The organism is Gluconacetobacter entanii (assembly GCF_013155425.1).
Classification (GTDB): domain Bacteria; phylum Pseudomonadota; class Alphaproteobacteria; order Acetobacterales; family Acetobacteraceae; genus Novacetimonas; species Novacetimonas entanii.
Genome location: NZ_JABJWD010000010.1, coordinates 85,754 through 99,683, shown reverse-complemented (window position 1 = coordinate 99,683; position 13,930 = coordinate 85,754). Strand labels below are relative to the sequence as shown.

Here is a 13,930-nt window from a genome sequence, read left to right as displayed (position 1 = left end):
CCCCGGCAAGGGCCGCCACCCCGCCCAGACCGGCCACGACCCGGCGGCGCGGCATCAATGCCATGACTGTCCCGGCACACCCATGTAACCCGTTCCCCTCCCCTGATTTAACGCCATATCTACAGCACGTTATGGCACAGCCCGCCGATTTTGGGCATAGGGCAAAAAAAGTGGAAAAAGGGGGTTTACGACCCCCAGCCACTGTGGCTATAAGCTGCTCACGCTGTTCCCGAATAGCTCAGTTGGTAGAGCAAGCGACTGTTAATCGCTGGGTCGTAGGTTCGAGTCCTACTTCGGGAGCCACATTTCCTTAAAATTGGTATCAGTGTAATCGACACGGATTTCGTGAAATCTGGTGTCAGGTGACTCCGATGATGGGCCATGCCCTGTCCGGGCAGGTTTCCTGTGCTGCCATCCCCTGCACCGAACACCATTTCCATCCTTTCCAACCCGTCCATGTCGCCAGCCTACAGCCGACGGCACTTCTGTCCGGGTTGAAAATTGTAAGGAAGCCTTGCTGTAAGTGACTACGCCATGGGGGATGCCCCATAAGCAGTCTGTCACGTCGCCTGAAGCATCATTTCCCATGCTGGATGGTGATCGCTTTCATCATTCAGGGCTTTCATGCCGCATCAGTGACCCATTATTTCGGTCCATGAGGACCTCAAGCGGCCATGCCTTTTCAGACGTCAGGACATCCCCGACGCGGATCGCCGCCCGCGTAACTGGCACCAAGCCACGGAACACTCCCGCAACATAAACAGAATGGTGCCGGACACTGGCGGCGGCCCGGCATTACAGCGCGCCTTACACCGATCTGGTCGGTTCCGCGCCCGCAAGGTGGGGAAGTTCCTGTTTCCGTTCCGCTTCACTGGCCTGCTCATGCAAATGATCTACCAGTTCGCGCGCGCCATTATTCAGGGTTCCGAAGTATCGTTCAATCGTGGCCCGCAGTACCTTTTCATCAGGCAGTTCCCTGGATGAATTCAGGGATGCCTCTGCCGTGATACACACCAGATGGTCATCATCCTTTTTCCTGACCCAATACTTGGCGACTTTTTTTCACGAATTGCACTCATTGAGAGCTTCAAGAAGTGCCGTAAGGGACAGGCCGAATTCCTTTCGCGAAATGACACTGAATGCCCCCATACGAAAATAGGAGGGGTCATTTTTCTCAAAAAGTATGTAAAACTGCCCGTCATCAGGAACATTAAAGAAAATATGCCCGTCCTTATCGACCTCTGCGATGGATCTCAGTTCGCTTTCGACGATTTTCTTGTAGAAGACTTGAATATCGTACTGTGTTTCATTCATGAAAATGCCCTACCTTCTGTTCCCGGCACTGAAAATTATTAACCCACATGAATGAAATATTCACGAATACCGCATCTGGCAGTATTCGTGTCCTTTATCGTTCCCGCCCCTCCAAGCACAGGGGAAGCGTCACGGGGCGTATTACATCGCAGGTCACTCAGTTGCCTGAGATACAGGGCATTATATGCCTGTCCACGCACATCCTGGATAATATCGCCATCCAGAAGGAACCGCGCCTTCAATATTTTCATGGTCCAACCTTCGTGTGTCCTGCTCTACGACGAGCATGTTTCCTCACGCCGTCGCCTGGCGCCGGATGGGTCGTAGCGTGTCACACGAGGTAAAGGCACACCCTGCTTATTTCCCTTTTGCAGTAGAACGAGCAATACCGTTCACCGCATGGCTCAATAGCCGGGTGTTTTATTCGCAGGCCACCCGACAGAGGGCACCTCATGTAAAAAAGCGCTACGACACGCCGACAGGCAGCCAAATCGAAAACCGGAAACCGGGCAAGATGCGCATAGCCCCTCCCCTGGCACATTCCCATCACTGCCCATGGATTTCCTCCAGACAGTTCCTGAAGTCGAGCAGCAGCCTTTTCATGTCACAGGTCCCTATCGTGCATTTGAGGACCTTGCGCCCATTCCTGATATTCCAGATGGTTATCGATTCTATCTGTTTTATTGCATTGGGGTTGTAACGCATGTTCCCATGCGCCAGCGCATGCCGGACATATTGGATGAAATCATGATAGGTTATGCGGCCGCACTCGTTTATCTGGTAACTGACATCTATTGGTGGCGGCCTGGCAGTAAAATACACGATGAAGGATGGATAAAAGCCCCCAGAAATGTATTCACCAACTGGGTGATTTCATAAACGGCATGCTCCTCGTAATTCCTGTCGATGAATTCAAGATTTATCAGTGACCGTCGCATGATATCCAGAAGCGGGTCGGGGGGGGATCCCCACTGGTCGTTTCCCTGTTCGTGCGGTGCGCATAAGGCGCGCGACGTCCCTGATGCCATGCCAGGGTTTCATTTCATAAAAAACGGGATCAACCGTGGCCAATCACGAGCTGGCGGGATTGCTGCGTACACCGGCAACCTTTGCCTTCATCGGGCGTTCCACCGGAACATGCGCCCCGCCATCATGACGGCCGCCTGAAATACCGATGCACTGAAATGGGGACAGAGTGGCAATCGGATAGATTTGGAGGAATATTTTCCTAATTACATCCGATTTCATGGTCCTGACATGTTTGACATATTAACGCCATATTCATGACCGAGTTTGCCACAAGAGACAACAGGACCTCGTCCTTCGTGGGCAAGATCGAAAAAACGCTTATGTGATCGTATATTAATCGAACCTGATCAGAACGGGTCACCTTTGTCTTTCCTGAACCGGCACATAACCCCGGTGGCATGCGCCTGATGTCTGACAAGGATGCGGCCGCACGGGACAGGGGAATAACAGAAATGTCCGCGATAGGTCCGCATCAACTGCGAAAATCCCGGCAGGCTCCAGAAAATTTGGGAATCGTGATCGTAGATGATGACAATGCGATCGTTGTCTTCAACGACATGGCCGAACGCATGTCCGGACATGCCCGCGACAACGTCATCGGACATCACAGCAGCACGGTCCTGCCCCCGGAAATCCACACTTCCGAAACCAATAATTCCCTTCCCCCCACAGGTGAAAAACCAACCGGCCCGCTGCGTGCCGGCCTGCACAGGCTGAGCGTCACGCGCCATGACGGCACGTGTTTCAATGCCGAACTCGAGGTCTCCCAACTGCAGGTGGGGGATCGCCGCCTGCATGTCATTACGCTGCGTGATGTCTCGCCTGCCGCAGGGCATGTGCTTTCGGACGGTATCTGCGCGACCATCGTGCACGAGACGGATCGTGGCATTGTCGTCCTGGATGCCGAAAGCCGGATTTCCCATGTCAATCCGGCTTTCGGCATCCTGTCGGGATATTCCGAAGATGAAGTTGCCGGCAATGATTTTTCCATCCTGTTTTCCGGCCATGGACGCGACATCCGCACCCTGCAGCAGTTCCGCCAGCAGGTCAGCGAAGGCAGCAGCTTTGAAATAGACATCCAGGCGCGCCGCCGCGATGGTGGCAATATCTGGCTACGCGCGGCCGCGACACCGGTCCATGACGCGCATGGCGTACTGGAACAGACCATCGTCATCCTCAGCGACGTCAGTCGCGACCGCGACCTGCGCTACCTCCAGCAGGACGTGGTGGAGGCGCTGGCCAGCGGACTGTCGCTGCGCGAGGTCATGGATTTCATCTGCCGCCGCATCGAACGCATCGTCCCCGACGTGCAGGCGCTGGTGATGATGACGGAGGATGGGAAAGTCATGCATCCCATCGGCCGCGCCTCCCTGCCCAAGGCCGTGGTGGCGCAGTATGATGGCGCACGGATCGGTCCCGCCGCCGGATCCTGTGGCACGGCGATCCACCGGCATGAGGAGGTCATCGTGCCCGACATCGCCACCTCCCCGCTGTGGGAAGGGCTGGCCGATGTGCCGCTGGAACACGGGCTGCATGCCTGCTGGGCACGACCCATCATCCTGCGCGACGGGCAGGTCTCCGGCGCCTTTACGCTCTTTTCCCCCGAACCCGGGCATCCCAGCACATGGTGCCGCCGCGTTGTCGGGGCGTGCGTGCATCTGTGCATGCTGGCGATCGTGCAGGAACATGCCCGGCAGTCCATCGACAGGCTGGCGCATTACGATGGCCTGACCGGCCTGCCGAACCGCGCCTGGCTGCGGCAGTACTGCACCCAGACCCGGCCGCATCCCGCGCCATGGGTCACGATGGTGCTGAACCTGGACCGTTTCCAGAAAATCAACGAGGCGATGGGCCACGCCGTGGGCGATACGTTGCTGATGGAGGTCGCGCGCCGCCTGCGCAGCACGCTGCACGCGGGTGACATCCTGACCCGCACCGATGGCGACGAATTCGTCATCATGACGGAAACCGCGCCGGAACAGGCCGCGGTCCGGGCGGAACGGCTGCTGCGGATCCTTGATGCCCCCCTGATGGTCGAAGGGGTGGAACTTCGCCCCAACGCCAGTATCGGCATCAGTATCAGCGATGCCATCGACCCGGTCGAAGACATGAAGACGGTGATGAAGCATGCCTACTCCGCACTGTCACAGGCCAAGGAAGCGGGCCGCAACTGCTATCGTTTCTTCAGCCCGGAAATGAACCGCGCGGCGGAAGACCGCATCACCCTTGCCGCCGCGCTGCGCCGCGCCATCAGGGAAGACCGGCTGAGCCTTGTCTACCAGCCACAGGTGATGACCGGCACCGGGCGGCTGCATGGGGTGGAGGCGCTGGCGCGCTGGATCGACCCGGAACTGGGCTTCATCTCCCCCGGGCGCTTCATCCCGCTGGCGGAGGAAACGGGACAGATCGAGATTCTGGGCGAATGGTCGCTGCGCACCGCATGCCGGCAGATGACATCATGGATGGCGCAGGGGATCGACGTGCCCATCGTGTCGGTCAACCTGTCGGCCATCCATTTCCGTGACCGCAACCTGCCCGCCACCATCGCGCGCATCATGGATGAAACCGGCATGCCGCCCGAACGGCTGACGATCGAACTGACCGAAAGCACCATGATCGACAATTTCGAACAGACGGTCGAGATCGTCACCGCCATCCGCGCGCTGGGCTGTGGCGTGTCGATGGATGATTTCGGCACCGGTTTTTCCAGCCTGTCGAACCTTGCCAGCCTGCCCGTCAGCGAGGTCAAGATCGACCAGAGCTTCATGAAGGGATTCGAGGAACCCTCCGGCAAGGTCTATTCGGTGGTGCGCGCCATCGTGCATATCGGGCAGAGCCTCGGCATGACGGTGGTTGCCGAAGGGGTGGAAACGCAGGCACAATACCAGCTTCTCAAGGCCATGCAGTGTGATGTCATCCAGGGCTACCTCTTTTCACGCCCGCTGCCGCCTGCGGAACTGGCACAATGGTGCGCGGCCTCCACATCACGGACCCCGCCACCGGTACATGCATAAGGATCCCATGCGTCCCCTTCCCTCACTCCCGGTCGCCCAGCAGGACAGACATGAAGCAGCATAAGGTCATGCTGGGCACGCGCGTGCTGTATCAGGCCGCGCAACTGTCACATGCGCAGCGTTTTGCCGCCGCCCGCCGGGCGGAGGGACTGGACTGCCATGTCGTGCCCGACACCACGACACGCGCGAAACGGGTGCGGATCAATTCGATTACGGGAAAGCCCTATTGCGGTTCCCCGCCCGAGGGAAGATTTTCCGACAAAACAGAATAAGACAGACCTGAATCTCGAATATAACCAGACCGGTCTGGTACGCGTTGTCGTTCCAGCCTGTGCCATGGGCATGGGTGAAACGACAAAGAGCGCGATCATGTCAGACGAGTCACCTGAACCGCCCCTCTTTCCCATCATGGACTCCGGTATCCCGCAATGGGCCCATGCCAGCCTTGCCCGTCAGTACGCGGATATCCTTGACGAACCCGTACCGCCGGAACTGCTGGCCCTGCTTGCCGATGAAGACCCGTCCCCGGCGGAGGCGCCCGCCACAGACGGCGACGATACCCCTGAAATACAGCCAGTCAGGGACGATACCCCGGTCTCCGCGATGGCCTGAGACCCGGCATCAGGCCGTCGCCTGAAACCGGGCGAGACCTGATGCCGTCAGTACCTTCTATCGCCATTGTGGTGCAGAGGGTGTAGAAGCACCCCTCACCCAGATGGAAGATCCATATGCCGACTGTTCGCCGGACCACTGCCTCTTCATCAGATGTGGATCCATCCATCCGCAGTCCCCGCACCACAAGCCCGGAAAGTCGTTTCCGGCATATACGGCCGCTGGCATGCGGGGTGGCCGCGCAATGACCGAAACATGCAAGGTCCTGATGGTCTTTCCGCGTTTCAACGCGGGTTCATTCTGGAATTACAAGGAAGCCTGTGATCTGGCCGGTGCCCGTTATCCGGCCGCACCGCTTGGCCTGATTACCGTTGCTGCCCTGCTGCCGAAACATTGGGATGTCAGGCTGGTCAACCGCAATACCGAAACCCTGACCGACGCGGATTTTGCGTGGGCCGACATGGTGATGACCGGCGGGATGCTGCCGCAGCGCAACGACGCGCAGCATATCATCGAGATGAGCCACGCCCACAACAGGCCGGTGGTGGTCGGCGGTCCCGATGTCACGTCAAGCCCGGCGCTCTATAGCGGTGCGAATTTCCAGGTCCTTGGCGAGGCCGAGGAGATCATGGGCGACTTCATCGCCGCCTGGCGCAGGGGCGACCGGCAGGGCGTCTTCGAAGCCCCGATGGGGAAGACCGACGTCACCAAAAGCCCCCTGCCGCGCTTCGACCTGCTGAAATTCGACCAGTACCTGCATGTCGGCGTGCAGTTTTCGCGTGGCTGCCCGTTCAGTTGCGAATTCTGCGACATCATCGAACTGTATGGCCGCACGCCGCGCACCAAGACGAATGAACAGGTGCTTGCGGAACTCGATGCGCTGTATGCCCTTGGCTATCGCGGGCATGTGGATTTTGTCGATGACAACCTGATCGGCAACAAGAAGGCGCTCAAGAAATTCCTGCCGGACCTGAAACGCTGGCAGGCGGACAGGAAATATCCGTTCGAATTCTCGACCGAGGCATCGATCAACCTTGCGGACGATGCCGACCTGCTGCGCAGCCTGTCGGACACGAATTTCTTTGCGATCTTCGTGGGGATCGAAAGCCCCGATACCGATACCCTCGTCATGACGCAGAAAAAGCAGAATACGCGGCGCAGCCTGCAACAGAGCATCGAGACGATCCACAAGGCGGGCATTTTCGTGAATGCCGGTTTCATCGTCGGATTTGACAGTGAAAAGGGCAGCGTCGCCAGCGGCATGATCGAATGTATCGAGGATACGGCGATCCCGGTCTGCATGGTCGGGCTGCTTTATGCCCTGCCGACCACGCAGTTGACGCGGCGACTGCTGTCCGAAGGACGCCTCTTCCCCGCCGATGACCAGACACAGTCTGGCGACCAGTGCACGGCCGGCCTGAATTTCGAGACGCTGCGCCCGCGCCGTGACGTGCTGAATGATTACCGGACGGTCCTTCGCACGATCTATGACCCGGTGGCCTATTTCGGCCGTGTGCGGCGTCTGGGCCGGATGCTGAAGCGCACGCGGGCGCATCGGATGGTAAAGGGCGACCTGCGCAGTTTCTTCCGGCTGCTGTTCCGCATCCACCGCTCCGGCCCCGGAACAGGCAGGCAGTTCTGGCGCATGATGCTCGATTGCGCGCTGCATAACCCGAAGGCGCTGCCTTATGTGGTCATGACCAGCGCGCTTTACCTGCATCTCGGCCCGTTTGCGCGACAGGTCGCGGGGGAAATCGACCGCGAAATCGCGGATGTGGATCAGGGACGCTGGCATGCCCCCATGCCCCAGAAAGTTCCGGACATCGTGCCTGTGCCCGCCTGATCCGGGCGGGCCTGCGATGGGGCAACCGGCCTGTGTTGCCCCGTTCTGCGGCCATGCAGGTGGTTGCTGCGTTACGGCTGGAGTCGGACCCACAGGGGGACGGAGTCACTGTGGCCGTGAGGGATCCGGGCGTTCTTATGCCGCACGCATCGGCTGCGAACAGGCATGACGTTTCCAGAAGCTTTTTGAAAAAAGCTTCACCAAAAACTTTCATTTTTATCAGTGGGTTGTTTGCGGACAATCGCCCGGCGCTTTCGGCCGGGTGAAGGGGCGTGGCACGTCAGGGCCGCAGCATACTGCAAACCATCTGCAAACCGTGCAAACTTTTTGACGGCTAAGTCGTTGAAAAATGGCGCGCCCTGTTGGATTCGAACCAACGACCCACAGCTTAGAAGGCTGTTGCTCTATCCAACTGAGCTAAGGGCGCGGAGCACTGCCTTGTGCCAGATGGAAACTAGTGCGTCCAGTTCTGGATACGGTCGGAGCGGAAATTATCGGCATAAGCCTTGGGCTTGCGGATGCGTGGAACTGGCAGTTCCAGATCATACCCGATATTGTTATGCTGGGCATAGGCCACGGCGGCATCCTGTGTCGGGAACTGCAGGCGTAGCTGCGACAGCGTATCGCGGCTGCCGGTCCATCCCATCAGGGCATCGACATGCCGGGGCTGGGTCTGGCCGTATTCCAGCACCCAGGTATGGGTGTTGGCCTGACCCGACTGTGTGGCCGTCTTTGATTCCTGATAAATCCGGGCACGCATCAGAACGATCTCCCATATGGTGGTCGGGGCGCCCGGACTCGAACCGGGGGCCTCGTGTACCCAAAACACGCGCGCTACCAGGCTGCGCCACGCCCCGTCACCATGTGGGGGAAGCTATGTGTCATTGGACGCGCTGGCAAGCACCTTATTGAAAAAAATATCGCTTCAGGTGCCCTCATGACAACCCGCCCGGCCGGGAAAAGACGCTGCCGTGACAACGCATTCCCGTGAACGCCACGAACGGGCCCCGCCTGCGCGCCCGATGCGTCAGGACCGGGGCGTGTCGTCCCTGCGCGCCAGCGGCGGGATGAACAGCGGCGCCGTATCCCACGGGAACAGCACCCAGGTTTCCTGCGGCACCTCCACCACGAACATGTCCGTCAGCGCACGCCCCGCCGGTTTCGCGTACAGGCACGCGAACAGCGCCTTGGGCAGCAATCCGCGCACGACCTGCGCCGTGACGCCGGAATCGACCAGGTCGTCGATGATCAGGAACCCTTCGCCATCGCCCGCCGCCTCGGGCCGCTTGATGACGGTGGCCTCGCCCTGCTTTTCCTCATCATAGGTCACGACGGAGACCGTCTCGATCAGGCGGCAGTCCAGTTCCCGCGCGATGATCGCAGCCGGGATCAGGCCACCGCGCGTAATCGCCACGATCCCCCTGAACGGACCGCGCGGCATAAGCTCCGCCGCAAGCTGGCGGGCATCGCGATGAAGCTGGTCCCACGTAACAGTCGCATAACTGGTTGCCATCAGAACAGTTTTCCTCCGTCGGGGACGCGGCTGTCCGGACGGATCAGTACGGCCTCCCCTTTCTGGTCACGCATGCTCAGGGTCAGGACCTCGCTGCGGAAAGGCCCGATCTGGCGCGGCGGCACATTGACAATCGCACAGACCTGCCGCCCCGCCAGCCGTGATGGCGTATAGCGGTGATTGACCCGCACGGCCGACGTACGCGCGCCAAGATGCGGCCCGAAATCGATTCGCAGCCGGTAGGTGTCACGATACGTATCCGGAAGCGGGCTGGCCTCCAGTATCGTGCCAACCCGGATGTCGAGGTGCCCGTCCATCCCGCCACTGGCGGAAGCGTCCATTACGGGGGGCTGCGCAAGGTCTGTCATGGGAATGTTTCTGCCTGTGTTCGCGTCATCTTGTAAACCTGCGATCATTCCTTTTCGATAGGGAATTCGTGTCGAATTCGCCCCCCTGGCTGCTATAGCGTAAGGCATCATGACGCGATCGAAGAATTTTCCCACCACACCGGCCGGTACCGCACCACAGGCCGGTGCCGATGGGGACGCCCCCCCCGCCGCCGACGCCACACCGGCGGGCAGGCTTGTCCAGCATCCGGGACTTCTGGCGTTCCTGATGGCGCGGACATCATCCTCCTTTTCCTCCTGCGTGCAGGCGGTGGCCGTGGGGTGGCAGATCTATGCCCTGACCCACAGCGCGCGCGCCCTCGCCTTCTTGGGACTGGCGCAGTTCCTGCCCATGATCTGCCTGACCATGGTGGCCGGGCACGCGGCGGACCACATGAACCGCCGCCGCATCGCCATGACCTGCCAGACGATCGAGGCCATATCCGCGCTGGTCATGGCCATTGCCGCGTTCGGGGGATGGACGACGCCGGCCATGATCTATGCCATGGTCATGGTGTTCGGCGCGGCGCGGGCGTTCGAAATGCCGTGCCAGCAGACCTTCCTGCCCTCCATCGTGCCGCCGCACATGTTCCCGCGCGCGGCGGCGGTGTCGTCGTCGCTGTTCCAGGCGGCGGCCGTCACCGGCCCGTCGGTGGGGGGACTGCTGTACGGGGTGGGGGCCGGCATGTGCTACCTCGTCTGCGCGCTGGGCTTCGGGGCCGCCATGGTGGGCACGTTCCTGCTGCCGCTGCGCAACATGGCGCGGGCGCGCCAGCCACTTTCGGTCTCCATGTTCGCGGAGGTGTGGCGGTTCATGCGCCAGCGTCCCGACATGCTGGGCGCAATCTCGCTGGACCTGTTCGCCGTGCTGCTTGGGGGGGCGACGGCCATGCTGCCGGTCTATGCCAGCGACATCCTGCATGCCGGGCCGACCGGACTGGGCCTGCTGCGGGCCGCCCCGGCCATTGGCGCGGTCGGGTGCGCCCTGTTCTTTGTGTGGAAGCCGCTCAACCACCGTGCGGGCGCGTGCATGTTCGCCGCCGTGGCGACATTCGGCGTGGCGACCATCGTCTTCGCCTTTTCCACCTCCATGCCGCTCTCCGTCCTGGCGCTTGCGGTCCTTGGGGCGGCGGATGTCATCAGCGTGGTCGTGCGCGGGGCACTGGTGCAGTTGCGCACCCCCGATTCCATGCGTGGGCGGGTATCCGCCGTCAACATGCTGTTCATCGGGTCGTCCAACCAGTTGGGGGAATTCGAAAGCGGGATGCTCGCCTCCCTCGTCGGCCCGGTGGAGGCCGTGGCGCTGGGTGGGGCGGGCACCATCGTCGTGACCCTGCTGTGGATGCGGATGTTCCCGGGACTGCGCCGCCTCGACCGGCTTGACGATATCCACGCGGGCTGAGGCGCAACAAAACTACACGTCCTGCGAGTATGTTTTTTATTGCATATCAGGGATGCATTATGCTCATCTCATGGTGGACGCCCATTAAAGTGCGGCCACCATCAAGGAGAGAGTGACATGTATCAGTTCACGGACATGCTCTTTGCAAAGACGAACATTCTGATGGGGCAGCTTAAACACGAAATTGGACGTGCTGCCGGCAGCAGGAACCTCCAGGCACGGGGCATTGCGCAGAAACGTCGCGGCCGCCGCCACACCGAACGGGTGGACCGCATCCATCAGGCCATCCTGGAACAGGGTGGTGCCTATGATCTCGGGCGGGACCGGCGCGCCCACCTGATCCGCTTCCAGTAACGCTTGGCTTTCCCCTTACCCTGGCCCCGGCATCGCATCCGCATGCCGGGGCTTTTTCATGTCCCCTCCCCCTTCTTTTCAGTCCAGTTGCCCGTCCTCCAGCGTGCCCACGGCCACGATACCGGGCAGTTCCGACAGGGCGGCCACCAGACGCGACACCTGCTCGCTCCCACTGACCTGCATCGACAGGCGCACCTGCCGCCGCGGTGCGGAGGCCGCGGCGGGGATTCCGATATCGGTCCCCTCATAATCCGCCTGGTCCTGCACGGCCTCGCGCGCGGTGGCAAAGGTATCGTCGCGTTCGATGCGCACATGATCGACCCCGAAGCGCAGGCGGGTACATTCCACCAGGATATGGCGCAGCACGCCCCTTCCATCGACGTAGGTGACGCTGACATTCGTGGTGGCCAGATGTTCATGCGGGATATGGCGCAACAGGCGCGGGAATATGAACATGATGATGAAATGCCCCACGGTCGTGGCGATCGCCAGCGCCAGCAGCCCCGCCCCGCACGCCATGCCCAGTGCCGCCGTCAGCCAGACCGAAGCCGCCGTGGTCAGGCCACGCACCACATTGCGGCGCATGAAGATCACACCGCCACCGATGAAGCCAATGCCCGAGACGACCTGTGCCGCGACACGCGACGGGTCAAGGATGACGCGTCCGTTTTCCAGCACGTTGTTAAAGCCGTATTTGGACACCAGCATGAACAGCGCCGCCGCCACGCCAACCAGTGTATAGGTCCGCAGGCCCGCGCTTTTCTGGCGGATCTCGCGCTCCAGCCCCACCAGTCCCGACAGCACGAAAGCAAGGCCGAGTTCCCCCAACTGGGTCCACCCCTCCCCCGCCGCATGCGTCATGATCATGAAAACATCAGCACCAGGCTATAAATATCCAACGCATGGCATTGCCTGCCTGTATCGGGACATGTCCGCCATGATGGCGCACCTTTATTCCATGCTCCATCCCATTCCCACGGCAGCAATGGGAATGGGGGCAAGCCATGGCAGAAACACCAGATATACAGGCGGGATTTTCATCTCCCCCTCCCCTCCGGGGCCTTTACCGGGCCTCGTCAGGCACCCGTAGCTGCCTTTTCTTGCGATCACGGGCGCATAGCGGCACGATATCCTTCAGGATTTCCATTGCCGCCGGGGCGGACAGGCCGGTCTCGTCCGAAAATCTCCTGATTTCCTCGGGGGAAAACAGGGAATGGATCACGGCCTCGGTCGTGGGGCCGGGCCTGTCCTGCACCTGCCAGTGCGACACCATGTCCATGATTTCAGGGGTGCGCGACCGTGCCTCCAGCCGCGTTGGCTGGTCTTTGCGCGTGATGGGGCCGAGTATTTCGTTCAATACGGTAATCAGGCCGGACTGGTCCCCGGTCGCCCCCGTCAGGAAATCGCCGGCACGGGTAAAGAAATTCGATTCAGTCATTGAGTGTCTCCCCTTTCTGGGAATTACATCGGATGACCTGTGCGCAACGCCACGTCCCGGACGGGAGTTTCCCGATGGGGCGTTCACGCTCCCGCGTGGTGTGGCGGATGAGTGTGGAGAGGTTCTGTTCTTTTTTGAAAAAAGAACCAAAAAACTTTTGTTCGTAACAGGAATAAATTGTCGGTCGATTTTCACTGAAAACAGAATAAAGTTTTTGGTGAAGCTTTTTTCAGGGTCTGTTGGGAATTAACGTGAATTGATGATTGCTGCGGTGAGATAAATCATCGCTGCGAATGATCTGTCGGTCTTGTCGCTCCTCATGGCGATACGCTTGAACTCCTTGAGCTTGCAGAAAAAGTTCTCGATGAGGTGGCGTGCCTTGAACATGGCTCCATCGAACGGGCGTCTGTCGAGGCGGTTTTTGCGCTGGGGAATGACCACGCAGGCCCCTTGCGCGCGTATGGTGTCCACGATCCAGTGCACATCGAATGCCTTGTCGGCAAGAATACCCTTGAAATCCGCGGGTTTGAGAAGAGGCGCGACCCCGACCGTGTCGTAATGCTGGCCGGGGATAAGCGTAAAGCGGACCAGATTGCCCAGGGCGTCAGTCATGGCGACGATCTTGGTGGACCATCCCGTCACACTGCGCCCTATCGCCTGGTTTCGGGTCCCCCTTTTGCGCCCTGGCCATGGCGGTGAACCCGGACCACCGTGCCGTCGATCATCGCATGTTCCATGTCGGCATCGTCAGAAACCGCTTCAAAAAGCCGTTTGAAAACACCGGCTTTCATCCAGTCGCTGTAACGGGAATAGACTGAGTTCCAATGTCCGAAATACGCCGGAAGATCCCGCCATGGGCTGCCGGTCCGGGCAATCCATAAGACTGCCTCGATGAAAAGACGGTTGTCCTGCCCGCTGCGCCCGCGATCTGTTTTCTTGCCAAGGCACAGCGGTTCCATTTTCGCCCATTGGGCGTCTGTCAGTACGAAGCGATCCATACAGGCTTTGAATCATATGCAGATGCT

14 protein-coding genes, 3 tRNA genes and 1 pseudogene are annotated in these 13,930 nt (G+C 60.1%); 9 read left to right on the top strand and 9 right to left on the bottom strand.

The genetic code is table 11. The features are described from left to right. The first annotated feature begins 227 nt into the window (after positions 1-227). Both HNH97_RS02925 and HNH97_RS02920 read left to right on the top strand, forming a co-directional pair. Positions 228-303, top strand: a tRNA-Asn gene (locus HNH97_RS02925). Between the two features lie 462 nt (positions 304-765). Further along, entirely contained in the window at positions 766-984 is a 219-nt protein-coding gene (locus HNH97_RS02920) for a hypothetical protein (protein ID WP_171789799.1), read from the top strand. A gap of 78 nt (positions 985-1,062) precedes the next feature. Here the strand turns inward: HNH97_RS02920 and HNH97_RS02915 are convergent, their stop codons facing one another. Beyond that, positions 1,063-1,314 carry a hypothetical protein gene (locus HNH97_RS02915; protein WP_171789798.1) on the bottom strand — a complete coding sequence of 84 codons (252 nt, stop codon included), beginning with the start codon at positions 1,312-1,314 and terminating at the stop codon, positions 1,063-1,065. Between the two features lie 555 nt (positions 1,315-1,869). Here HNH97_RS02915 and HNH97_RS02910 point away from each other — a divergent pair. From HNH97_RS02910 to HNH97_RS02890, 5 genes are all read left to right on the top strand, one after another. Continuing rightward, positions 1,870-2,193, top strand: a complete 324-nt coding sequence (locus HNH97_RS02910) for a hypothetical protein (RefSeq protein ID WP_171789797.1) — start codon at positions 1,870-1,872, stop codon at positions 2,191-2,193. Positions 2,194-2,858: 665 nt separating this feature from the next. Further along, on the top strand, positions 2,859-5,357 hold the full coding sequence (locus HNH97_RS02905) for an EAL domain-containing protein (RefSeq protein WP_171789796.1): 2,499 nt from the start codon (positions 2,859-2,861) through the stop codon (positions 5,355-5,357). 50 nt (positions 5,358-5,407) lie between these two features. After that, a complete protein-coding gene (locus HNH97_RS02900; protein ID WP_110912983.1) occupies positions 5,408-5,629 on the top strand; it encodes a hypothetical protein in 222 nt (73 codons plus the stop codon). Between the two features lie 97 nt (positions 5,630-5,726). Further along, a complete protein-coding gene (locus tag HNH97_RS02895) occupies positions 5,727-5,969 on the top strand; it encodes a hypothetical protein (RefSeq protein WP_146220654.1) in 243 nt (80 codons plus the stop codon). Positions 5,970-6,213: 244 nt separating this feature from the next. Then, positions 6,214-7,812 carry a B12-binding domain-containing radical SAM protein gene (locus HNH97_RS02890; RefSeq protein ID WP_110913056.1) on the top strand — a complete coding sequence of 533 codons (1,599 nt, stop codon included), beginning with the start codon at positions 6,214-6,216 and terminating at the stop codon, positions 7,810-7,812. 350 nt (positions 7,813-8,162) lie between these two features. Here the strand turns inward: HNH97_RS02890 and HNH97_RS02885 are convergent. The 5 genes from HNH97_RS02885 to HNH97_RS02865 form a co-directional block, all read right to left on the bottom strand. Beyond that, a tRNA-Arg gene (locus HNH97_RS02885) sits at positions 8,163-8,239 on the bottom strand. 27 nt (positions 8,240-8,266) lie between these two features. Then, positions 8,267-8,572, bottom strand: a complete 306-nt coding sequence (locus HNH97_RS02880) for an ETC complex I subunit (protein WP_171789795.1) — start codon at positions 8,570-8,572, stop codon at positions 8,267-8,269. Between the two features lie 20 nt (positions 8,573-8,592). Next, positions 8,593-8,669, bottom strand: a tRNA-Pro gene (locus HNH97_RS02875). Between the two features lie 170 nt (positions 8,670-8,839). Continuing rightward, positions 8,840-9,325 (bottom strand): xanthine phosphoribosyltransferase, encoded by a 486-nt coding sequence (gpt, locus tag HNH97_RS02870; protein WP_110912985.1) that lies wholly within the window; start codon positions 9,323-9,325, stop codon positions 8,840-8,842. After that, positions 9,325-9,693: a tRNA-binding protein gene (locus tag HNH97_RS02865; protein WP_390669464.1), complete on the bottom strand. Its 369-nt coding sequence runs from the start codon at positions 9,691-9,693 to the stop codon at positions 9,325-9,327. Before HNH97_RS02865 ends, gpt begins: the two co-directional genes overlap by 1 nt. A 109-nt stretch (positions 9,694-9,802) precedes the next feature. On the opposite strand from HNH97_RS02865, the gene HNH97_RS02860 reads away from it, so the two are divergent. Next, entirely contained in the window at positions 9,803-11,113 is a 1,311-nt protein-coding gene (locus tag HNH97_RS02860) for an MFS transporter (RefSeq protein WP_407716804.1), read from the top strand. 117 nt (positions 11,114-11,230) lie between these two features. After that, entirely contained in the window at positions 11,231-11,467 is a 237-nt protein-coding gene (locus HNH97_RS02855) for a CsbD family protein (protein WP_048859340.1), read from the top strand. A gap of 78 nt (positions 11,468-11,545) precedes the next feature. Here HNH97_RS02855 and HNH97_RS02850 read toward each other — a convergent pair whose 3' ends face one another. The 3 genes and pseudogenes from HNH97_RS02850 to HNH97_RS02840 all read right to left on the bottom strand — a co-directional run bounded on the left by HNH97_RS02850 (position 11,546) and on the right by HNH97_RS02840 (position 13,864). Further along, entirely contained in the window at positions 11,546-12,334 is a 789-nt protein-coding gene (locus tag HNH97_RS02850; RefSeq protein WP_110912987.1) for an MgtC/SapB family protein, read from the bottom strand. A gap of 196 nt (positions 12,335-12,530) precedes the next feature. Continuing rightward, positions 12,531-12,905, bottom strand: a complete 375-nt coding sequence (locus tag HNH97_RS02845) for a hypothetical protein (RefSeq protein WP_110912988.1) — start codon at positions 12,903-12,905, stop codon at positions 12,531-12,533. Positions 12,906-13,151: 246 nt separating this feature from the next. Continuing rightward, positions 13,152-13,864 (bottom strand): annotated as a pseudogene (locus tag HNH97_RS02840) (IS5 family transposase). Positions 13,865-13,930 lie beyond the last annotated feature (66 nt).

Bases quoted from the DNA above. Each gene is read 5' to 3' on its own strand.
- HNH97_RS02880 (WP_171789795.1), bottom strand. From the start codon at position 8,572: ATGCGTGCCCGGATTTATCAGGAATCAAAGACGGCCACACAGTCGGGT.
- HNH97_RS02860 (WP_407716804.1), top strand. From the start codon at position 9,803: ATGACGCGATCGAAGAATTTTCCCACCACACCGGCCGGTACCGCACCA.
- HNH97_RS02910 (WP_171789797.1), top strand. From the start codon at position 1,870: ATGGATTTCCTCCAGACAGTTCCTGAAGTCGAGCAGCAGCCTTTTCAT.
- HNH97_RS02915 (WP_171789798.1), bottom strand. From the start codon at position 1,314: ATGAATGAAACACAGTACGATATTCAAGTCTTCTACAAGAAAATCGTC.
- HNH97_RS02855 (WP_048859340.1), top strand. From the start codon at position 11,231: ATGTATCAGTTCACGGACATGCTCTTTGCAAAGACGAACATTCTGATG.
- HNH97_RS02850 (WP_110912987.1), bottom strand. From the start codon at position 12,334: ATGATCATGACGCATGCGGCGGGGGAGGGGTGGACCCAGTTGGGGGAA.
- gpt (WP_110912985.1), bottom strand. From the start codon at position 9,325: ATGGCAACCAGTTATGCGACTGTTACGTGGGACCAGCTTCATCGCGAT.
- HNH97_RS02890 (WP_110913056.1), top strand. From the start codon at position 6,214: ATGACCGAAACATGCAAGGTCCTGATGGTCTTTCCGCGTTTCAACGCG.
- HNH97_RS02900 (WP_110912983.1), top strand. From the start codon at position 5,408: ATGAAGCAGCATAAGGTCATGCTGGGCACGCGCGTGCTGTATCAGGCC.
- HNH97_RS02895 (WP_146220654.1), top strand. From the start codon at position 5,727: ATGTCAGACGAGTCACCTGAACCGCCCCTCTTTCCCATCATGGACTCC.
- HNH97_RS02920 (WP_171789799.1), top strand. From the start codon at position 766: ATGGTGCCGGACACTGGCGGCGGCCCGGCATTACAGCGCGCCTTACAC.
- HNH97_RS02865 (WP_390669464.1), bottom strand. From the start codon at position 9,693: ATGACAGACCTTGCGCAGCCCCCCGTAATGGACGCTTCCGCCAGTGGC.
- HNH97_RS02845 (WP_110912988.1), bottom strand. From the start codon at position 12,905: ATGACTGAATCGAATTTCTTTACCCGTGCCGGCGATTTCCTGACGGGG.